Below are 20013 nucleotides of genomic sequence, written 5' to 3' on the forward strand. Positions count from 1 at the left end.
CTGAGTTCAATCGACGTAAACGACGACGTAGCGCCCATCGTACGGTTGGTAGTAGACCCCGCCGCAACGCCACACCACGGCACCGTTGACGCTGGTCCTGACGCAGCCGGCTGGCAGCGTGGCGGCATATATCGTGGAGCGGCGGATCACTCTACGCGTGGTACGGCGGGCGACGCCGGCCACACTTCCCGGGGTTATCGGTCGCCCTATGACTGCGTGCGCCTCGGATACGAACGAGCCGAACGGCATGAGACCGAGATTGTCCGCCGCAAGCATGGCTAGACCGGCGATGGCGACTGAAACGACTTTCAACTTGCGCCTCTTCATTGCCCCGCCTCCATTGAAAGCTCACCGGTGACGTCGGCATGGACGTGCTCAACTTTGTTCGCGTCCGCTGGCGGCGTGAATTTAAACTGCGCTGCTTCGATCGTGTCGGAGTTCCAGTTACTCAGCCGAAGCGTGTATTGCGGCGCGCCGGTCATCCATTTGGTCGTGATGACGTATTTAAGCGGCAATGGCTTGCTGCCTTTGCTAATCCAGATTTGCCAGTCGACGACATCGGTCCTGAAGGCAAGATGATCGCATTCGACACCATTGACGAACGCCGATCCGACAAGAGTCCCCTCGGTGACGCCGTCGGTGAGGACGGCATAAGGGTCGCTTGCCAACAAGTCCGCTCCCGGAGCGTCAAGTTCGGTTGTGGCGCGAAGCTCCTCTGTCGCATCTTCAATGCTGCGGCCAGGACTTTGCAGTTGTGCGTAAGCGTTTGTGATCCGGTCGTGAAGCGATATCGTGTTGCCGTCGAATATCACCTCCGCCCGGGCAAAGGGCCCCATACGCTTCATCCGGAAACCCTTCGCACGATCGAGTGCAATGGAGCCGGATGCGCTGTACTGGATCTTCTGGCCATCCAGAGTGAGGATTTCCTGATCCGCGTCGTAGTCGACACTAAGAGTGCGCATCGACTTGAGATTTTCGCTGGCCGCAGCGAGGATTCGATCGGCCTCCGGGTCGATCCCATCTCGTGCCGAGACGGGCCATGCGACCGCGCTGGCTGCGAGCATCGATATCAGTGTGCACGAGCGCCATGCCGCGCGAGGCCATCTCATCATGCGTCGATTCATTTGCTCACCTAGAGGACTCGTTTCTTTCTGACTTCGCTCGCCGCCCAAAGACGGAGGACAGTTCCGGCCCGCTCCGATCAACTTCCCGCAAAACCCTTCACAGTCGGTTGCATACTGCTATAGTGCTCAACTTACGTCTTGCCTTTTCACGCCAACTTTGCTGCTCGGATGTTACATTCTGCACCCTCGATCAAGGTTAGGGCCTTCCTGCCGATGGCGCCCTATCTGGCCAAGCACGATATCTCGGCGATCGAATTCTGCGCGCGCCTCGGCATCTCACCGAACGTGTTTCAAAACGCGGACGGCTGGCTTCCGCGCGCCCAATGCTTTCACATGGCCAACGAGGTGGCAGCCCTCCTGGGAGACCCATTCGCCGGCGCGCATGTCGGACGCTTGACCGAACTGCGAGATCTCGGCCCATGGGGACGATCGGTTCTCGCAGCGGAGAACGTGGCCGATGCATGCGGGCTCGCGGCAGCCAACGTGTCATCGATCCATCACGGATCGGATGTACGCTTCCTGGTGGAAGGCGGCACCGCTCGCATCATCTTCCGCTTCGCTGATCGTTTCGAGTTCGATCCCCGGCATTTCATCTTCGGCAGCCTCGCTGTACTGCGGAAGGTGCCGCTTTTGGCGGGTGAACCCTCCGCGATAAGGGTTCGGCTGACGGCTTCGAGGACGCGTGGGAGCGAGGCGCTGGAGGAGTGCTTGGGGTCCAACATCGAAACGGGGTGCGACTACGATGTGATCGAGTTCGATCGGGAGTTGCTCGACCTTCCTCTGAAAACCCCCGGAAATCGGCCCTCGAAGGTGACAGAGGCACTGGCTGCGGCGATAGAGGCTGCGAAGATACTCAGCGAAAGGCTGTCCGACGGTCATGAGCTTGGATTGGAGGCCGTAGCGAGAAGCCTTGGCATGTCGGCTCGGACCCTGCAGCGGCGCCTGAAGTTTTGCGGTGTCGATTTCGAGGAGTTGCTCGACGAGACGCGCCGCAGTGAGGCCATCCGATTGATCTGCGAAGGCGTTCACAGCATGACCGACATCGCCTTTAAGGTGGGCTACAGCGATTCCGCGCATTTCACGCGCGCGTTCAAACGCTGGACGGGAGTGGCGCCATCGCGCTTTCAGATGGGTCGGGAATGACAGGCGGCGCCGATTCCAGCGAGACGGTCGTGCAGAGGCTGCGGGGTTCTGAATGGGCAGTTAACGGGCGGGCCCTGCCGTCGGGACTCGAACTGGCCCCTTTTAATCCGTGAAGCGTTCGGGACTCTGTTGCGCCTTCGGATTCCGCTGTTGGTGCGAAGCAGACCAGTAGTAGTGGTCGCTCCCAAAACTCATCCACTTCATCTCGCCGGTCTCGTTCGCCCTGGGAGTTTTTTGCGATAGCGATGTTCGCCGCTGCCGCAGCCCCTGAGCGGAGCCGTAGCTTCCCGCTTGCAGTCGCCACTAAGCCAGGAAGAAGCGCTCGTGTTGAAAACTCCTCTTCACCACGCGATACCTCGCTTGGGTGAATGACTCGCCTCCGGATCTGGTCTAATGCAGCAGGTGCACAACTTCTAGCCGCACTCGTTATAGGCGAGTCGCGTGGGGCGCAATTGAGGGGACCATGGCCAAGCTGACGTATTTCTTTCCGGGCGGTCAATATCCGATGGACTACACGCCATCCGTTGACGGCTTCGATTTCAACCCGATGTTTGCGGACTTAATCAATCTCGAAACCGCCACACTGGTCGGGACACCGAGTTCGACCACGATTACCTTTCAGCTCGACAACGGGCTCAAACTTCGGATCGTGGGCACGGGCTTCTCATTCGATTCGGATGGAGCCACGGGTGGCACGATTGCCAGAATCGACCTACTCCAGAACAACGGCACGACGCTCGTCCAGAGGCTCGAAAGCCTGAATTTGTCTCTGATCTCCTTCGAAAACGCGGCTGCGACCTACAACCCGTACCAACTGGAACAATGGCTGATGAACCGAAGCGATACGCTTGTTGGTTCCGCCGGCGACGACGACATTTTTGGTTGGGGTGGGAACGACACGTTCTCCGGAGGCTCGGGCGACGACTATATGGTCGGAGGACAAGGAAAAGACACCTATAACGGGGGTGCGGGTTACGACTACTTGAGCTTCAGCGATGCCAATGGCGACCCCGCCGCATTCCAGGGCATTGTTCTCGACGCAGCGGCTGGAACCGTCACCGACCCTTACGGGAATGCCGAGACATTCACGAGCATGGAATCGTTCCGTGGAACACAGTTCGCGGACACGATGCGGGGTTCAGCCGCGGATGAACAGTTCGACGGGATCGGGGGCCGAGACTATATCGACGGTCGGGGCGGTTTTGACGTGATCCGTTTCCATCGCGACGCCGATAATGGCGGCGCGCTCGGTGTCACCGTCAATCTTGCGACCGGCGTCGCCATCGACGGGTTCGGAAAGACCGACAAGTTTGCAAACATCGAAGCAGTTCACAGCACAAGCTTCGCCGACAAACTGACCGGGAACGCCGGCAACAACTTCTTCCGGGCTGAAGCCGGCAATGACTATATTGATGGCGGCCTCGGCGCCGACACCATGAATGGCGGCAGCGGCAATGACACATACGTGGTGAATGAAACAGGAGATGTGATCGATGAAATCGCGCAGGGAGGAAGCGGCATCGACACCGTTCGATCTTCTATTTCTTTCAGTCTCGTCTCTGGCGCAAGGCTCGTGGGAGCGGTCGAGAACCTGACGCTGGTTGGGACTGGAAACACGAATGCCGTAGGCAACGCTCTTGCAAACATGCTGATCGGCAACAGCGCAAACAACATTCTGAATGGCGGCACCGGAAAAGATAAGCTGACGGGCGGCCTTGGAAACGATACGTTCTTCTTCAACTCCACGCCGAATGCTTCTACCAACGTCGATACTATTACGGACTTCAGCGTCGTCAATGATACGATTCGACTGGAGAACGCTGTCTTCACTGCGGTTATGGGCACAGGAACGTTGACCGCGGCGCAGTTCGTCAAGAACACGACCGGGCTGGCCGCCGACGCCAACGACCGAATTGTCTACGAAAGCGATACCGGTAGGCTGTTCTACGACAGCAACGGAAATGCCGCCGGAGGATCTCTTCATTTCGCGACTGTAGGAACAAATCTTGCGCTCACCGCTGCGGATTTCTTCATTGTCTAAGAGTGGGGCGCGGCTTCGGCCGCGCCCGATTTGGCGCGCGAGATAGAAGGCATGGATTGCAGAAACACTGCGAACATTGCGAGGGGCGGAAAATAGGCTCTCCAGCCCTTCGCCCCCCAAAGTCAAGCAATGTTCAAACGTGACAGACGACGGGGCAGCAATGCGGATTGCCGTACGCCACTACTCGGCAGACCTGTATTGCAGCGTGAACACATTTCCGGCGATCTCGTCGGCGAGTGTCTTGGAAAACTCCAGCGGCGTGCAGCCTTGCAGCGCATCGGTCGCCGCGGCGACGAAGGCCTTTCGTTGGGCTGCGTCGCCGGTGACGTTGATGGCGGTCGGTTGCGGGGGGCCCATCAGCGTTCCGTTGCCCCTGAAGCCGAACCTCAGCGTGACGAAGGAATTCTTGATACCGGCCGGTGGCGTCCAGCATTTGCTGAGTGCTGCGCCCAGGTCTTCCACGGAATTCAGTGGTTCCGCCCGGACCTGATCCGTTGCGGAAAGGAGAAGCGCTCCGGCAAGAGCCGTTCTGACGAGAGCGTTCATATCACCCACCCCTGCGCGGAGCGGACATGGGCCGCGGGATCATCGAAATAGAGGAGATCGCGCATCGTCGGCACGGCCTTCGAAGTGATGTCGACGAGTTGTCCCTCTCTGAGGGTCACAAGACTTGGCCCTTCCGATGTCCGGGTGCCAAACCCGGCCGACGAAGGTTCCCGTTTCATATGCAGCAGTCATTTCCCCATTCCCGATGCATGCAGCATCTTCGCCGCATCCAGACGAGCTTTTTTGCAGTTACGATACGTATCTGTAAAGCACCTTTGCGAGGCAAATTGTAGCTTGGCCGGCGCGCAACGGAACCTGGCAAGATCTGGAGCGTTTAATATTTGCCGTCGGTCCACCCGGCCGCGGCAGGGTCGCAACTATACTTGCGATGGTACGGAGTCCCTCCTTAAGTCACCGCTGATTTAGGGAGCCATATGCCGGCGATTTCTTATCGATCGGCGATGGATGACGTCCAGAAAGGATGTGAATGCGATGAATCAGCGTGAAGAATTGAAGGACAAGCCGCTCATCGATCCCGTGACGGGCCAGCCGACACCCCGGGACCCGGAGGTAACCCGGGAACCTGAGACGCGTGGCAGATGGTCGGGCCGCAGCAGTTGGCCGTTGCTGATCATTCTGCTCGCGGGCCTGGTGCTGGCGTTGATTGCCTGGTTGCCTGCGGAATTGACCAGAGATACGGAGGACGCGACGCCGCCACCGGCAACCTCCGACCAGTCAACGACGCAGCCGGCACCGACCGACCAGGCAACGCCTCCGGCCGGAGAAGCGACCCCCGGGACGCCACCCGCACCGGAAACTCCCGCAGCCCCGGCTACGCCACCGGCAACCCCGGCCCCGCAGCCGCAGACCACGCCGGCGCAACCAGCGCAATAAGCTTGGCCGAGGTGCTATCAAATACGGGGAGAGCCAACTCTCCCCGTTTTTTGGCGATGACCGAAATCTCGCTTAGGCTTTGCTGCTCATGGAACAGATTCTCGCCGACATTCTTGTCGCAACGCAGATCCCCTATCCGGTGATCTTCGCCCGGTTCTGCGGCGCTATCCTGTTCGGTGCGCTGATCGGTATCGAGCGGGAAAAGCGGCAGCGGCCGGCGGGGCTTAGGACGCACATTCTCGTCAGTCTCGCCTCGTCGATTTTCGCCGTGATCGCTGTCGAAAGCGTGCACATGATCAGCCTTTCGGGACCTGAAGTGCGCATCGATCCGATTCGCGTCGTGGAAGCCGTCACCGCCGGCGTCGCCTTTCTCGCCGCCGGCATGATCGTGTTTTCGAAGGGAGAGGTCAAAGGACTGACGACCGGGGCCGGCATGTGGCTCGCCGGTGCGGTGGGCCTTTCTGTCGGCTTCGGTTTCTGGTTTATCGCCGCCTTCGCCGCCTGCGCCAGCCTTGCCGTGCTTTTCATCCTCTGGCGGTTGGAGGTCGCTCTCCAATGGAAGCCGCCGGAGCCGTCCGAAAGCGAGGGCGGCAATGAACACGCCGCCGTCCCGCACGAAGCCGCGGCCGTTTCGAAAGAACGTTAACTGCTGGAGACAACGGACGAATTTTTTGCTTCAGAACGACCTGCGAAGGATGTTGGGCCCGCACGCGAATCCCTCCGCACGGCCGGCCCTGTCTGTCGAAGTGCCTGCAGCATGGCGACTGCCCTGCGAGCATCTTCAGGCGTTTCGAATACCCGGCCGTCGAGCGGCCAGACGCTGTATTTAACAGCGACAAAACGCAATTGCCCGTTGTCAGGCATCAGTGCGCCGACCGCCTCGCCTGCGAATTCTATCGTCTGCTTGCTCATAGGTGTGAAACTCCCTCCAGGCGGGTCGCGGAGCGACGGGCATTCTTCGCCGGCACGCGCCAGCGGACCGAACCCTCGCCTTCAGCCACCAGCGAAACACACGAGCGGGTGTTTGGTTCCACAAAGGACAACAAAAACGGCAGCGCGCTATCCGCGGCGGGAGAAACCATCACGCAGCTTCCAGGCGCAAAGACAGCTCCAGGAGGGACGAACCTCGCACGCGCTGACTACGCCCAATAAAGGCGTAATTTCAAAGCGTTATGACCGCTTCAGGTGAAACGATGAAAGGGGTCTATGCCAGAAAGCGCTCTGGCCGATAGGGCGCGATGTCGATCACAGTCTTCTCGCCCGTCATGGCCTCCGCCAGCGCACGGCCGGTGACCGGGCCGAGGGTCATACCGTGATGCGCATGACCGAAGGCGAACCAAAGACCTTCGTGCCGGGGGGCCTTGCCGATGATCGGCATCATATCCGGCGTGCAGGGCCGCGCGCCCAGCCACGGCTCCTCGTCGCGCCGCTCGGCCAGCGGGAAGAACTCGCGTGCAACCCTCTCGGCCCGGGTCAACTGCACCGGCGTTTTCGGCGCATCGCGAAGCGCGAATTCGGCACCAGTCGTCAAGCGAATGCCGCGCAGCATCGGCGCCAGGAAATAGCCCATTTCGGCGTCGAGCACCCAGTTGTTGAGCGCCGCCCCTTCCTGGGCGCCATAATGCATATGGTAGCCGCGCTTGACCGCGAGCGGAAAATGATAGCCGAGCTTTCGCGTCACCGTATCGGCCCAAGGCCCGAGCGCCACCACGACCTCGCGGGCTTCCAGCGGACCTTCCGGCGTGGCGACCCGCCAGCCGGCACCCTCGAGGATGTGTTCCAGCGTCGCGGCATCGCCCGAGACGAGCCGGCCACCAAGCGACTGGAAATAGCCGAGATAGGCCTTGTTCAGACTATGCGGATCGCGGATTGACCAGGGGTCTGTCCAGCGCAGGCCGCCGGCGAGTTCGACGCGGATGGAGGGCTCAATCGTCTTGAGCTCGCTCGTCGAAAGCTTCTGATGGTTGACGCCAAAACCGGCGGAGAGCTTCTCCGCGTCCTTGTAGGCGGCATCGCGCTCCTTTTCCGTGCGAAACACCTTCATCCAGCCGTCCTTGCGGATGAGGTCGCCGGCACCGGAGGCGTCGATCAGGTCCTTGTGTTCGGCAATCGAGTTCTCGATCAGCGGCGCATAGAGATGCGCGATCCTCTGGTGCTGGGTGAAGCCGGAGTGCCACCAATAGCGCGCCAGAAAAGGCACCAGCCCCGGCAGCGCACGGAAATGATAGCTCGCGTCGATGGTGTTGTTCAGCGCGTAGCGGAAGAGCGCACCGAAATCATGCGGAAAGCCGTAGGGAAAAACGCCTTCGCGCTGGATCAGGCCGGCATTGCCGTAGGACGTCTCTTCTCCAGGGCCACGGCGATCGAGGAGCACCACGGATTTCCCACGTCGCGCCAGATGGATGGCCGCGGAAATGCCGACGATGCCGGCGCCCAGTACCACTACGTCAGTCTTCATATGCCGATGCCCCGCTTACTCACTCGGAATCCGCCGCGGCCGCCGGCCACGGCATCTGCGCCGCTACTTTTTCAACTTGCTCATAATCTGCTCCAGGGAACCAAGGAGCAGAGCCGAAACGACAAAGGCCAGATGCATGATCGTCGCCCACATCAGCTTGTCGCTCGTGAACTGCTGGGCATTGAGGAAGATCTGCAGCAGGTGGATCGACGAGATCGCCACGATGGAGGAGGCGACCTTGATCTTCAGGCTGCCGGCATCGAGCTTGCCCAGGAAAGAGACCTCGCCCTCCCCCTCGTCGAAGCGGCTGACGAAGTTCTCGTATCCGGAAATCATCACCATGACGATCAGGCTTGCGACAAGTGCCGCGTCGATCAGGCCGAGCATTGCGAGAATCATCTCGGCATCGTCGTAGGAGAAGACCAGGCCTGCAACCTTCAGGAACTTGTAGATGAAGGAAACGCCGTAGAGAGCAAGCGCTGCAACCAGCCCCAGATAAAAGACGACCAGTAGCCATCGGCTCGAGAGAATGATGCGCTCAACGATAAGTTCCAGGGACTTCATGGGACCGTGTTGTTCCTGACCAATGGCGGATACCCGCATGAATAGCCAAGCGCATTGGTCAGAGCAAGCGACAGAACATTGGGCACACGGAAAGGGCGAAGCATCATGCTTCGCCCCTATCTCACCCACGAGCCCGCAGACTTGTTTTGTCAGGTCCTACGCATCAGTCCGGCAATAAGCGAAATCACCAAGAATACGAGGAACAGGAAGAACAAGACCTGGGCAATGCCCGCCGAAGCGCCGGCAATACCACCAAATCCGAGAATCCCGGCGATGATGGCAACGATCAGAAAGACGAGAGCATAGTAGAGCATCTATTATCTCCATGTCTGCGTTAGTGAAACTGAAAACGCCTAGCTTGTCGCCTTTGTTCCCATTTCGGTGTTTTCTGTACGCGCCACCTCGAAAGACTTTTGAGACCAATGAAAACCTTTCGTTAACCAAAGAACGGGAAACAGTCCAAGATCGGCACACCTGGACAAAATTTGCCAGGAACCTTCGATAGGGCTTGGCGTTGTTCCGGTAACGAAAGCTCTTGGGAATGCAATGAAGATTCCGTCGCGACATATATGGAAATCAGTGACCGAGCTCGCCCGGCACAATGCGGCCTTGCGCAACCATAATCTGCATATCGGCAGAACCATGCGCGACCTTCACGTGCACACGGAAGAGAAGCGCAACAAACGGCTCAAAACCCTGCTTGAAGCTCTGGAAAGAGCCGAACGCGACACCCACTGACAATGAAAGAAGGGCATGCATCGCAAAGATGCATGCCCACGTCTAACGAGTTCGCCGTCCCGTCAATGACGAGATGCCCATTCGTCGATCTGGCGCTCCGCCTCTTCCTTGGCAATTCCGTAGCGCGCCTGAATGCGCCCGGCGAGCTCCTTCCGGTTGCCGTTGATGACGTCGAGATCATCCTTGGTGAGCTTTCCCCACTGCACCTGTGCCATGCCCTTGAATTCGGTCCAACGGCCTTCAATCATGTCCCAGTTCATGAAAACGCTCCTTTTCAATCGGTGATGCGGAAATCACTCCTTGCCGGACGGAGGACGGATACCACCTGCAACCTCATAAGGCTCCTCATCTGGCGTCACCGTCACTTCAAGCTTCTTCGCGGGCGTGACCGTCCATTCGATTACGGCACTCTCGACGAGCAGCGCAGGGTCGATCGCGGCGCACTTTCCGTATGCCGCCTTGAAGACCTTGCCGACCTCCTCCATCGCCGGAGGAAGCAAGGTTTCGCATTCCTCCGCGGTTTCGAATGCAACGACCGGCGACGGTACCTCGCGGCAGGCTGTCGTCGCCTGCATGCAACCGACGAGAATCATGATGGCGGCAACATGTTCCATTTCCGCGCTCCTTCAACGCAACATCCAGAACAAACGGCAGAGACCCGCCGCCGGTTCCTCGGTCGCGTGAACAATCGCTTCGGGACCGCTCGACCTGCCTGTTCATGGCTGCGCCAGCTCGCCTGCTGCACGGCACCAAAGTTGAGCGCGCAGCAACCCTCGCGCGCGTCGGCGGCCGAACTGCGGAACAAAAAGGCGGCGATCGGCGTTTGCGCAGCATTAACAAACGGCAATATTCAAGGAGATTAGGAATGAGAGCGCCGACAGCGCCCGGTGCGACTAGCCCCACAACAGCGGAAGCGCTCGATGGTCGCCGGCAGCACGGAAGGTTGGGACGCGAACCTTTCTCATGACGTCTACCTCACGATGGTCGCCGTGTCCGGACCGGATGCGGCTTGTTTTTTCTTAAAGTTCAGTAACCAAACCTCGGATAGGAACGCACCATGAAGAAGATACTTCTCGTAGCAAGCCTGATCCTTCCCCTGGCTGCCTGCACGGCAACGGAAAGGGGCGCCGGCATCGGTGCCGCATCGGGCGCGATCATCGGCGGGGCAGCCACTGGAAATGTTCGCGGAGCGGCCGTTGGCGCCGGCATCGGCGGCGTAGCCGGCGCGCTTATCGGCCGTGCGAACGAGCCCGGCTATTGTTACTATCGCGACCAATACGGCCGCCGCTACACCGCGCGTTGCTGATCGGGATAGGCCATTAGATCATTCCATTGTCTTGTCGAGGCAATGAGATGGTCCAACTCCTTGAAACGACGCGATTCCGGGCAGAAACACCCTTCCTGGAATCGCTTTCTTGCGTCTTTTCAGACGTGCGAGAGTCGAATTGGTGCATGTTTTTGTCTTTGGTGCGAAACCCCGGTCGGCGCCGAAACGTGCCGCCGGGGTGCCATGGCACCTTGCAAGCTCGCGTGCCATCGCAACTCTCATGCCAAGCGGCTTAACCTCGCGGCAATTTATTCCCGTGATTGGGCGACCTCGGCCGCGTCAAGACGCTCGAGCAGTTCGATGAACTGCTGCGGAACGGGCTCGTTCTCCAGAGCCTGGTAAAGCGCCTTCAGCCTCGAAGCGATCTGTGCGCTGGGGTCCGTCATCGAGGGAAGATTGGCGGCGGCGCGTGGCGCCTTGTGCCTTCCGGAGGGCTCATTCATTTTCCGGTTCCGCACGCCGAAGGCCGTATCCCCCTGTTTCGGCCATTCCTGTTCCATATGCCGTCATCTGCTCGCTCAAGGCTTTCCATAATCCGAAAGACGTGCTCAAAACATTGACGTATCCTGCTGCACGTCCGTTGTCCGCAAGACCGGGACTATACCGGCACAATAGTTTAGGAAGGCCTAAATGTCACTTTCCACAAGGATTGCGCCACATCTTCCCTATCTGCGGCGTTATGCTCGCGCCGTGACAGGCTCGCAAGCCGCGGGCGATGCTTATGTCGCCGCCGTTCTCGAAGCGCTGATCGAGGACGTCAGGCTCTTCCCAACAGCTTCCAATGACCGGATCGGCCTCTACAAGCTGTTCTGCTCCCTGTTCGAGAAGCTCGAAATCGATCGTACGCAATTGACGTCGCCCTTCGCCTGGGAGCGAAATGCGGCCGCCAATCTGTCGCTGATCGCGCCGGCACCACGCCAGGCTTTCCTCCTGATCGCCGTCGAAGGCTTCTCGACGAACGAAGCATGCGAGATCATGAATCTCGACACAGGCGCCTTCGCCACCCTCCTCGCCGGGGCGTCGCAGGAGATCTCGCGGCAGGTGGCGACCGACGTCATGATCATCGAAGACGAACCGCTGATTGCCATGGATATCGAGGACATGGTGACGAGCCTTGGACATCGCGTCACCGGCATCGCCCGAACCTATCGCGAGGCGCTCGAACTCTATCGGACGACATCGCCAAAAATGGTTCTTGCGGACATCCAGCTCGCCGACGGCAGTTCCGGTATCGACGCCGTCAACGATATCCTGGCCGAAACTGCCGTTCCGGTGATCTTCATTACTGCCTTCCCCGAACGGCTCCTGACGGGCAAGAAGCCGGAGCCGGCTTTTCTGGTAACGAAGCCCTTCAATCCGGAAATGGTGAAGGCATTGATCAGCCAGGCTCTGTTCTTCGAAGAACAGGCACGGGCCGGGCGCTCGTAGACTCGAGGCTTCAATCATCGGCGATCGGGTACGGATCGGAAATCACTCCGGCAATTGCCGCTCCGGCGGCAGTTCGCGTACCTGCTCGAAAATGGTCATCGCGATAAGCGAAAGGGGCAGCGCCAGAATCGCCCCGACGGCGCCCCACATCCATGTCCAGAAGATGATCGCGACGAAAATCAGAAACGGATTGACCTCGAACCGGCGTCCCAGGATCGCCGGCACGACAAGATTTTCCATGACCAGATGCACGAGGAAGAAGGCAGCAGCGGGCGCAATCCCCAGAAGCAGCGCTTCATGCGTCATTAATCCGCCAACGAGCAGCGACAGCGTCATGAAGGTCACGCCCAGATAGGGAATGAAGCTCGATACGAAGGCAAAGAGCCCCCACAAAGGCGCCATGGTCAATCCGCCGACAAGCGCGATCACCATCGTCATAACGCCAAGCGCCAGATAGATGAGGCTCGCTGTCGAAAAATACTGAGCGAGGGCATCCTCGGTCGCATTCATGACCCGGATCGCGCTCAAGCGATGCTCTCTGGCGGCAAAGGCAAGGATGATTGTGCTGCGCAGTTGCAGGCGGCCGAGAAGGAAAAGAACAAGGGCAGCCAGAAAAATCAGTGTCTGGACGAGTGCCGGCGTCAAGCCCGCCGCAACGGCTCCAAGCAACGGCCCCGCGTTCTTCACGAAAGTGTCGGCAAGGGCCGCCTCGTCGGCGTTGCGCAGCAGGGCCATCCTCAACCAGGTGAACCGCTCGATGAACGGCAATATGCGCTCCATGACGCCCTCGGCAAGCCGGGGCGCCTCACGCGCGACGTCGGTGATCGGGGCAAGAAGCGCATTCACCAACGAGGACAGCCCGAGCACGAAGAGAAGCGCCAGCAACAGGCCGCCGAAGATCGGCGGCAGGCCGAACCTCTCCAATTCGTCGGCCGCCCTGCCGAGCACGATGCCGACGATAATCGCCAGCGTGATCGGCATCAGTATCGCTTCCATAGAATAGACGGCGGCCGAACAGGCGATGATGAAGAGACCGATCGTGCTCAAGGCGACCAGCAGCTCTAGGCCGTTGCGCTTTCGCGCGGCGGCCGTTGGCGATGCGATCAGGACGATTTCCTCCGCGCGACGCTTCCGTTTGCGGTCGGTCGTGACATGCCTCGCTGTCTCCATCGGCGTCCTTCGCTTTCGCTACCGGTTCGCAACATCGCCACGGCCATCGACCGGACGATGCCAATGCCGTGCAGCAAATCCGGAACCGTACGCCGTCGCCCCGCGCACCCGGCAAACCAGCCTTCCGCCCATGGTGCGCTCAATATTGCCCGGGTGGAAATATGTGTAGCGTCAGGGACAGCAGGCCCAGCCCCAGAACGATCATCAGCAGCGTGCGCGCCACTTCATCCGTTGTCTGCGGAATGAGTCCGAAACCGATAAGGATCCCGGCGAGCGCCAGCACACAAAGCCTCGGCAGCCAGTAGAGCATTGGTCATTCCTTCCAACTGCGGAACGACCGATAAACGTCCGAGCGAGTGCTTGGTTCCTAAAGCGCCGTGCGTCTTTCCAGACGCACAAAGGTCGCTGCAGGACTTTGAATTGCTGCATGTTTTTATCCCTAAATCGCTCTGATTTAAGGAAACATGCAGTCGGGCCGAAGCGCGAGAGGCCGAAGCAGAACGCCGCCGTGCACAGGGCACGACGGCGCGCTTCAATGTGGCCTACAAAAGCTCAAAAAAGGAAGAAGCTTAGACGGCTGCGGTGACAATGACTTCGACGAGGTATTCCGGCGTTGCGAGCTTGGCTTCGCCGGTTGCACGAGCGGGGGTATGGCCCTGCGGAACCCAGGCATCCCAGACGGAGTTCATCTTGGCGAAATCCGCCATGTCCGCGAGCCAGATCGTTGCCGACAGTATGCGCGTTTTGTCTGTGCCTGCGAGGGCGAGAAGGCGATCGACTTCGGCGAGGGCCTGCTTCGTCTGGGTGACGACGTCGTCGCCGGCGTTGCCGACCTGACCGGCCAGATAAACCGTGTTGTTGTAAACCACGGCCTGGCTCATCCGCGGGCCGGTTTCAAAGCGCTTGATTTCCATTGTCGTCATCCTGAAGTTTGGGCCGGACCTCTTCCGTCCGGCCGATGGCGTCCGCCGCCGAAGGTGAGTGATGATGGCGGCGATGAAGCTCTACACGAAAGGGAAGTGAAGACCAAGAAGCCGCGGTCGACCCGACATATGGAAAATTGAAGGGCGGCTGCGCCCTGCCCCGGGTACGGGACAGGGCGAATATCCTAGGCGGCTTTGCGTGCGAGGCGCGCTCGGATGCTCGCGACGTCTGCGCGCGGCGTGGCGGCAAACAGGGTCTTGGTATAGCTGTGCTTGGGATCCGCAAAGACCTCGTCCCGACTGCCGTATTCCACCGCCTCGCCGTAATACATCACCATCACGTCGTCGGCGATATAGCGCACGACCGAGAGATCATGGCTGATGAAGACGTAGGTCAGATGGAACTCGTCCTGCAGGTCCGCGAGCAGGTTGAGCACCTGGGCCTGGACCGACAGATCGAGCGCGGAGACGGGCTCATCCAGCACGAGGAGACTGGGATTGAGCATCAACGCGCGCGCAATGGCGATGCGTTGACGCTGGCCGCCCGAGAACATGTGCGGATAGCGGTTGTAGTGTTTCTCGTCGAGACCCACCTTTTTCAGCATCGTCATGGCGCGGTCACGTCGCTCGTCGGCCGGCGCCTTGGTGTTGATGACCAGCGGCTCCGCGAGGATGTCGCCGATCTTCTGCCGGGGGTTAAGCGAACCATAAGGATTCTGGAAAACGATCTGCACCTTGCGGCGCATTTCCGATGTCAGGCCGTCTCTGGCGATATCGACCTTCTTTCCGTCGATCAGCAACTCGCCCGCGGTCGCTGGATCGATCAGCGTGATGATGCGGCCAAGCGTCGACTTGCCGCAGCCGCTTTCGCCAACGATCGCCAGCGTCTTTCCTTCGTCCACCGTGAAGCTTACGCCTTTCAGTGCATGAACGGTGCGCGCCTTGCGGAACAGGTTGCCGGGAATGTGATAGTCGCGCACCAGGTTGCGGGCTTCGAGAACATGGGTCATCGAGTGGCTCCCTCCAGCATCTGCTGTTCGTTGAAGAGTTCCGAGATCGTCGGCAACCGGTCTCCCGTCGCGTTCTCCGGCAGGGCAGCAAGCAGCGCACGCGTGTAGTTGCTCTTCGGCGATTCGAACAGCGACAGCACATCCGCCTCCTCGATCTTGCGGCCCTTGTACTGAACGACGACGCGATCCGCCGTTTCCGCGACCACGCCCATGTTATGGGTGATCATGATGAGGCCCATGCGGTATTCCTGCTGCAGTCTCATCAGAAGGTCGAGGATCTGCTTCTGGATCGTGACATCCAGTGCGGTCGTCGGCTCATCCGCGATGAGGAGCTTCGGATTGCAGGCAAGGGCTATGGCGATCATGACGCGCTGGCACTGCCCGCCCGACATCTGATGCGGAAAATGGCCGAGGCGTTCGGCCGGCTCGGGAATACCGACAGACTCGAAGAGCTCGATCGCGCGCTTGCGTCGAGCCTTACGGTCGAGTCCCATATGGATGCGCAGAACCTCCTCGATCTGGAAGCCGACCGTGAAGCACGGATTGAGGCTGGCGATCGGCTCCTGGAAGATCATTGCGATGTCCTTGCCGACGATCCTGCGACGGTCCGCCGCCGACATTTTCAGGAGATCCCGTCCATTGAAGGCAAGTTTGTCCGCCGTGACCTTCGCGGTCCAGGGCAGAAGCCCCATCGCGGCAAGCATGGACACGGATTTGCCCGAGCCCGATTCTCCGACGATCGCCAGGACTTCGCTCTCATGAACCTTGAGCGAAACGCCGTCGACGGCCCTGAACGGGCCGGTGGCCGTCTGGAATTCAACGACGAGATTTTCAATTTCGAGAAGCGCCATGTCAGGACCTCTTCAGCTTGGGGTCGAGAGCATCACGCAGGCCATCGCCCATCAGATTGATTGCGAGCACGGTCACGAGGATAGCGAGACCGGGGAGCGTGACGACCCACCAGGCACGCAGAATGAATTCGCGCGCTTCCGCGAGCATCGTTCCCCATTCCGGCGTCGGCGGCTGCGCACCCATGCCAAGAAAGCCGAGGGCCGCCGCGTCGAGGATCGCACTCGAAAAGGAGAGCGTCGCCTGGACGATGAGCGGCGCCATGCAGTTCGGCAGAATGGTCTTGAACATCAGTCTCAAGTGGCCCGCGCCGGCGACCTTCGCCGCCACCACGTAATCCCGGGTCTTCTCCGTCATCACGGCTGCTCGCGTCAGGCGAACGAAGTGAGGCTGGAAGACAAGGGCAATCGCTATCATCGCATTGGTGAGACCCGGCCCGAGCACCGCCACCAGAACGAGCGCAAGCAGCAGAGACGGGAAGGCCAGGATGATGTCCATGATGCGCATGATCACGGTGTCGACCCAACCGCGGAAGTAGCCGGCAATGACGCCGACTAGGATGCCGCCGACAAGGGACAATGTCGTCACGATAACGCCGACGAACAGCGAAAAGCGCGTGCCGTAGATGAGGCGGGAGAGCATGTCTCGGCCGACCGCGTCGGTTCCGAGAAGGAAAGCAGCGCGACCGCCCTCCTCCCAGAAGGGCGGAAGCAGGACGGACTCGCGGTACTGAATGGTTGGATCATGCGGTGCGATTAGCGGAGCACATAGCGCAAGCAGCACGAGGAACACGAAGAACACCAGGCCGATGACGGCCCCGCGGTTTTCGGAAAAATAGTACCAGAATTCGGCGAGCCTCGCCCGGCGGGACGGATCGGTCGATATAGCGGTTGTTACGGTAACTTCGGTCATATCGCCCTCCTCAATGCCGGATACGAGGGTTGATCAGGCCGTAGAGCAGATCCACGGCAAGGTTTACCAGCATGATGACGCCGGCGATGATCAGGAGGCCGCCCTGGATGACGGCATAGTCGCGCCGGAACACCGAGTCGACCATCCATTTGCCGATACCGGGCCAGGAGAAGATCGTCTCCGTCAGGATCGCGCCCGCCAGCATCACACCGATCTGCAGGCCGATGGTAGTCACCACCGGGATCATCGCGTTGCGCAAGGCGTGGATGCCGACCACCCGGAACGTGGAAAGTCCCTTGGCGCGCGCCGTGCGCACATAGTCCTCGGAAAGCACCTCGAGCATCGCCGAGCGGGTCTGGCGCGCGATCACGGCGAGCGGAATGGTGCCGAGCACAATCGTCGGCAGAATGAGGTGATTGAAGGCCGACTGGAACGCTCCCTCCTGCCCCGACAACAGCGAATCGATCAGCATGAAGCCGGTCACCGAGGGAAAGAAGAACATCAGCGAGATACGTCCGGACACCGGAGTCCACTGCAACATGCCGGAGACGACGATGATCAAAAGCAGGCCCCACCAGAAAATCGGCATCGAGAAGCCGACGAGCGCAGTGCCCATGATCATCTGGTCGAAGATGGACCCGCGCTTGATCGCCGCAATGACACCCGCCGGGATGCCGACGACGACGGCGAAGATGATGGCGCAGAGCGAGAGCTCGACCGTCGCCGGGAAGAGTTCCAGGAACTGATCGATCACTGGTTTCTTGGTGACAATCGACAGTCCGAAATCACCGCGAAGAACGCCCCAGAGATAATCCAGGTACTGCACGACGATGGGGCGATCGAAGCCCAATTGGTGAGAGATTTCGGCGTGTCGCTCCGGCGACATCACCCGTTCGCCGGAAAGCAGCGCAACCGGATCGCCAGGAAGCAGACGAATGAAGGAAAAGGCGATGATGGAGACCCCGATGAATGTCGGAATCAGCACTGCCAAGCGCCCCAGGAGGAATCGGAACATAGTCAAACCTCATGCCAATCGTGCCGCGGACTCGCTTAAGCGGCGGCACTGGCAAAAAGGAAGAGGGGCGCTCGCCCAACGGCAAACGCCCCCTTCGGGTCAGTCGGTAAGATTACTCTACAATATCAACGCCGTCGAAAGCAAAGTCGCCGAGCGGGCTCTGCACGAAGCCTTCGACGTTCTTGCGCATCGGGACGATGGAGAGCGAGTGGTCGAGCGTTGCCCAGGGCGCTTCCTTCTTGAAGACGGCCTGAGCCTGTTCGTAGAGCTTGGTGCGCTCCGCAACGTCAGTTGCTTCCTTGGCCTTGGTCACCAGGTCATCGAACTCCTTGTTGCACCACTGGGCGCGGTTGTTGCCGCCCACAGCGTCGCAGCCAAGCAGAGTGTCGAGGAAGTTGTCCGGATCACCATTGTCACCCGTCCAGCCGAGGATCACCGCACCGTCGCGATCCTTTGCCTTGGACTTTTCGAGATATTCGGCCCACTCATAGGAGACAATCTCGACCTTGACGCCGACCTTGGCGAAGTCGGCCTGCATCAGTTCCGCAGCGCGGCGAGCGTTCAGCATGTACGGCCGCGCAACCGGCATCGCCCAGACCTTCATCGAGAGATCCTTGACGCCGGCATCCTCAAGCATCTTCTTGGCGACTTCCGGCTCGTAGGTATCGTCTTCGACGGTGTCGTCATAGGACCACATCGTCGGCGGGATCGGGTTCGTCGCCGGGGTAGCCTGACCCTGGAAGACGGCGTCGACGATCGCCTGCTTGTTGATCGCTTTATTCAGCGCCTTGCGGACTTCAACCTTGTCGAAGGGGGGCTGCGTCGTGTTGTAGGCGAGATAGGCGACGTTGAGGCCGGCCTGCTCCATCACCTTGAGGTTCGGATCGGCCTTCATGGCTTCGACATCGGCCGCGTTCGGATAGGGCATCAGGTGGCATTCGCCGGCCTGGAGCTTCTGGAAGCGAACGGCTGCATCCGTGGTGATCGCGAATACCAGATCGTCGATCTTCTGTTTTCCACCCCAATAATCCGGATGGGCCTTGTAACGAATGACCGCATCCTGCTGATAGCCGACGAAGGCGAACGGACCGGTGCCGAGCGGCATCTGGTTAAGCTGGTTCATCTTGCCTTCAGCCTGCAGCTTGTCGGCATATTCCTTCGAGATGATCGAAGCGAAGGGCATGGCCAGGTTGGCGAGGAACGGTGCTTCCTTGCGCTTCAGCTTGACCTTCACGGTCATGTCGTCGACCTTCTCGATCGACTCGAGCACATCCGGCAGACCCATGCCCGCGAAATATTCCCAGGAACCACCGGTCACGTAGCCATGCCACGGATGGTCGGACTTCCACTGACGCTCGAGCGAGAAGATCACGTCGTCGGCGTTCAGTTCACGGCTCGGGGTGAAGAACTCGGTCGTCTGGAATTTGACACCCGGACGGAGCTTGAAGGTGTATTCGAGGCCATCGTCGGAAATCGTCCAGCTCTCAGCAAGCCCCGGCTCGGTCTCCGTCGTGCCCTTCTTGAATTCGAGAAGGCGGTTGTAAACGGTATGCGCGGCAGCATCGAATGTCGTACCGGCCGTGTAGAGGCCGGGATCAAAGCCTTCCGGTGAACCTTCAGAGCAGTAAACGAACGTCTTCGACCAGGCGGAGCCGGCCATCAGCGTGGCAAGCGCCGTCGCTGCGAAGAGAGTAGTGAGCTTTTTCATGAGCTTGCTTCCCAGATTTGTTTTTTGTTCTCGTATTTGCCTGACGCGGTGTGCGTTTTACACCCGGTCAAGGGCGGATGGAACGACATTTGGCGTCGCAATGCAATAAGTCACTGCAGAAATTTGTCTATGCGAAAAATTCTTCCTTAAGTAGAGCTTGCGC

At 59.7% G+C, this 20013-nt stretch carries 26 protein-coding genes; 7 read left to right on the plus strand and 19 right to left on the minus strand.

Annotated elements, in window-relative coordinates; all coding sequences use genetic code 11:
* Positions 1–6: 6 nt before the first annotated feature.
* A complete protein-coding gene (locus tag ILFOPFJJ_RS12240; RefSeq protein WP_246299639.1) occupies positions 7–276 on the minus strand; it encodes a hypothetical protein in 270 nt (89 codons plus the stop codon).
* Positions 277–323: 47 nt separating this feature from the next.
* Positions 324–1172 (minus strand): DUF2092 domain-containing protein, encoded by an 849-nt coding sequence (locus tag ILFOPFJJ_RS12245; protein WP_246299593.1) that lies wholly within the window; start codon positions 1170–1172, stop codon positions 324–326.
* A gap of 165 nt (positions 1173–1337) precedes the next feature.
* Between ILFOPFJJ_RS12245 and ILFOPFJJ_RS12250 the strand changes: the two genes are divergently transcribed.
* Complete coding sequence (locus ILFOPFJJ_RS12250; protein WP_173511502.1) at positions 1338–2267, plus strand: AraC family transcriptional regulator; 930 nt, start codon at positions 1338–1340, stop codon at positions 2265–2267.
* 463 nt (positions 2268–2730) lie between these two features.
* Positions 2731–4308 carry a calcium-binding protein gene (locus ILFOPFJJ_RS12255; RefSeq protein WP_173510818.1) on the plus strand — a complete coding sequence of 526 codons (1578 nt, stop codon included), beginning with the start codon at positions 2731–2733 and terminating at the stop codon, positions 4306–4308.
* Between the two features lie 180 nt (positions 4309–4488).
* Here the strand turns inward: ILFOPFJJ_RS12255 and ILFOPFJJ_RS12260 are convergent, their stop codons facing one another.
* Both ILFOPFJJ_RS12260 and ILFOPFJJ_RS12265 read right to left on the minus strand, forming a co-directional pair.
* Complete coding sequence (locus tag ILFOPFJJ_RS12260) at positions 4489–4854, minus strand: UCP034077 family protein (protein ID WP_173510819.1); 366 nt, start codon at positions 4852–4854, stop codon at positions 4489–4491.
* On the minus strand, positions 4851–5033 hold the full coding sequence (locus ILFOPFJJ_RS12265; protein WP_376741410.1) for a hypothetical protein: 183 nt from the start codon (positions 5031–5033) through the stop codon (positions 4851–4853). Before ILFOPFJJ_RS12265 ends, ILFOPFJJ_RS12260 begins: the two co-directional genes overlap by 4 nt.
* 313 nt (positions 5034–5346) lie before the next feature.
* On the opposite strand from ILFOPFJJ_RS12265, the gene ILFOPFJJ_RS12270 reads away from it, so the two are divergent.
* Positions 5347–5748, plus strand: coding sequence for a hypothetical protein (locus ILFOPFJJ_RS12270; RefSeq protein WP_173510820.1), 402 nt, complete (start codon positions 5347–5349; stop codon positions 5746–5748).
* Positions 5749–5836: 88 nt separating this feature from the next.
* The gene (locus ILFOPFJJ_RS12275; protein ID WP_173510821.1) at positions 5837–6394 is read left to right on the plus strand and encodes an MgtC/SapB family protein; all 558 of its coding nucleotides are present in this window, start codon (positions 5837–5839) and stop codon (positions 6392–6394) included.
* Here the strand turns inward: ILFOPFJJ_RS12275 and ILFOPFJJ_RS12280 are convergent.
* From ILFOPFJJ_RS12280 to ILFOPFJJ_RS12295, 4 genes are all read right to left on the minus strand, one after another.
* Positions 6391–6660, minus strand: coding sequence for a hypothetical protein (locus ILFOPFJJ_RS12280; protein ID WP_173510211.1), 270 nt, complete (start codon positions 6658–6660; stop codon positions 6391–6393). The two genes, ILFOPFJJ_RS12275 and ILFOPFJJ_RS12280, sit on opposite strands and share 4 nt — an antisense overlap.
* A gap of 292 nt (positions 6661–6952) precedes the next feature.
* Positions 6953–8206 carry an NAD(P)/FAD-dependent oxidoreductase gene (locus ILFOPFJJ_RS12285; RefSeq protein ID WP_173510822.1) on the minus strand — a complete coding sequence of 418 codons (1254 nt, stop codon included), beginning with the start codon at positions 8204–8206 and terminating at the stop codon, positions 6953–6955.
* A 63-nt stretch (positions 8207–8269) separates the two neighbouring features.
* A complete protein-coding gene (locus tag ILFOPFJJ_RS12290; protein ID WP_173510823.1) occupies positions 8270–8770 on the minus strand; it encodes a TIGR00645 family protein in 501 nt (166 codons plus the stop codon).
* A gap of 149 nt (positions 8771–8919) precedes the next feature.
* Entirely contained in the window at positions 8920–9084 is a 165-nt protein-coding gene (locus tag ILFOPFJJ_RS12295; RefSeq protein ID WP_153438296.1) for a DUF1328 domain-containing protein, read from the minus strand.
* Between the two features lie 265 nt (positions 9085–9349).
* On the opposite strand from ILFOPFJJ_RS12295, the gene ILFOPFJJ_RS12300 reads away from it, so the two are divergent.
* The gene (locus tag ILFOPFJJ_RS12300) at positions 9350–9508 is read left to right on the plus strand and encodes a hypothetical protein (protein WP_312032696.1); all 159 of its coding nucleotides are present in this window, start codon (positions 9350–9352) and stop codon (positions 9506–9508) included.
* A 62-nt stretch (positions 9509–9570) separates the two neighbouring features.
* Here ILFOPFJJ_RS12300 and ILFOPFJJ_RS12305 read toward each other — a convergent pair whose 3' ends face one another.
* Complete coding sequence (locus ILFOPFJJ_RS12305) at positions 9571–9768, minus strand: CsbD family protein (RefSeq protein WP_173510825.1); 198 nt, start codon at positions 9766–9768, stop codon at positions 9571–9573.
* Between the two features lie 33 nt (positions 9769–9801).
* Positions 9802–10122, minus strand: coding sequence for a hypothetical protein (locus ILFOPFJJ_RS12310; protein WP_173510826.1), 321 nt, complete (start codon positions 10120–10122; stop codon positions 9802–9804).
* Positions 10123–10565: 443 nt separating this feature from the next.
* Here ILFOPFJJ_RS12310 and ILFOPFJJ_RS12315 point away from each other — a divergent pair, with 443 nt between their 5' ends.
* Complete coding sequence (locus ILFOPFJJ_RS12315; RefSeq protein WP_153438302.1) at positions 10566–10814, plus strand: YMGG-like glycine zipper-containing protein; 249 nt, start codon at positions 10566–10568, stop codon at positions 10812–10814.
* A 269-nt stretch (positions 10815–11083) separates the two neighbouring features.
* Here the strand turns inward: ILFOPFJJ_RS12315 and ILFOPFJJ_RS12320 are convergent, their stop codons facing one another.
* The gene (locus ILFOPFJJ_RS12320; RefSeq protein ID WP_173511503.1) at positions 11084–11221 is read right to left on the minus strand and encodes a NepR family anti-sigma factor; all 138 of its coding nucleotides are present in this window, start codon (positions 11219–11221) and stop codon (positions 11084–11086) included.
* 244 nt (positions 11222–11465) lie between these two features.
* Here ILFOPFJJ_RS12320 and ILFOPFJJ_RS12325 point away from each other — a divergent pair, with 244 nt between their 5' ends.
* Entirely contained in the window at positions 11466–12263 is a 798-nt protein-coding gene (locus tag ILFOPFJJ_RS12325) for a response regulator (RefSeq protein WP_173510827.1), read from the plus strand.
* 42 nt (positions 12264–12305) lie between these two features.
* Here ILFOPFJJ_RS12325 and ILFOPFJJ_RS12330 read toward each other — a convergent pair whose 3' ends face one another.
* The 8 genes from ILFOPFJJ_RS12330 to ILFOPFJJ_RS12365 all read right to left on the minus strand — a co-directional run bounded on the left by ILFOPFJJ_RS12330 (position 12306) and on the right by ILFOPFJJ_RS12365 (position 19850).
* The gene (locus ILFOPFJJ_RS12330; protein ID WP_173510828.1) at positions 12306–13433 is read right to left on the minus strand and encodes an AI-2E family transporter; all 1128 of its coding nucleotides are present in this window, start codon (positions 13431–13433) and stop codon (positions 12306–12308) included.
* Between the two features lie 139 nt (positions 13434–13572).
* On the minus strand, positions 13573–13743 hold the full coding sequence (locus ILFOPFJJ_RS12335; protein ID WP_173510829.1) for a hypothetical protein: 171 nt from the start codon (positions 13741–13743) through the stop codon (positions 13573–13575).
* Between the two features lie 259 nt (positions 13744–14002).
* The gene (locus ILFOPFJJ_RS12340) at positions 14003–14347 is read right to left on the minus strand and encodes a RidA family protein (RefSeq protein WP_026613150.1); all 345 of its coding nucleotides are present in this window, start codon (positions 14345–14347) and stop codon (positions 14003–14005) included.
* 194 nt (positions 14348–14541) lie between these two features.
* Positions 14542–15366: an ABC transporter ATP-binding protein gene (locus tag ILFOPFJJ_RS12345; protein WP_173510830.1), complete on the minus strand. Its 825-nt coding sequence runs from the start codon at positions 15364–15366 to the stop codon at positions 14542–14544.
* On the minus strand, positions 15363–16217 hold the full coding sequence (locus ILFOPFJJ_RS12350; RefSeq protein WP_173510831.1) for an ABC transporter ATP-binding protein: 855 nt from the start codon (positions 16215–16217) through the stop codon (positions 15363–15365). Before ILFOPFJJ_RS12350 ends, ILFOPFJJ_RS12345 begins: the two co-directional genes overlap by 4 nt.
* 1 nt (position 16218) lies before the next feature.
* Complete coding sequence (locus ILFOPFJJ_RS12355) at positions 16219–17127, minus strand: ABC transporter permease subunit (RefSeq protein ID WP_173510832.1); 909 nt, start codon at positions 17125–17127, stop codon at positions 16219–16221.
* A 10-nt stretch (positions 17128–17137) separates the two neighbouring features.
* Complete coding sequence (locus ILFOPFJJ_RS12360; protein ID WP_173510833.1) at positions 17138–18142, minus strand: ABC transporter permease subunit; 1005 nt, start codon at positions 18140–18142, stop codon at positions 17138–17140.
* A gap of 112 nt (positions 18143–18254) precedes the next feature.
* Complete coding sequence (locus ILFOPFJJ_RS12365) at positions 18255–19850, minus strand: ABC transporter substrate-binding protein (RefSeq protein WP_173510834.1); 1596 nt, start codon at positions 19848–19850, stop codon at positions 18255–18257.
* Positions 19851–20013 lie beyond the last annotated feature (163 nt).

The sequence above is a fragment of the Sinorhizobium psoraleae genome (assembly GCF_013283645.1).
Taxonomy (GTDB): Bacteria; Pseudomonadota; Alphaproteobacteria; order Rhizobiales; family Rhizobiaceae; genus Sinorhizobium; species Sinorhizobium psoraleae.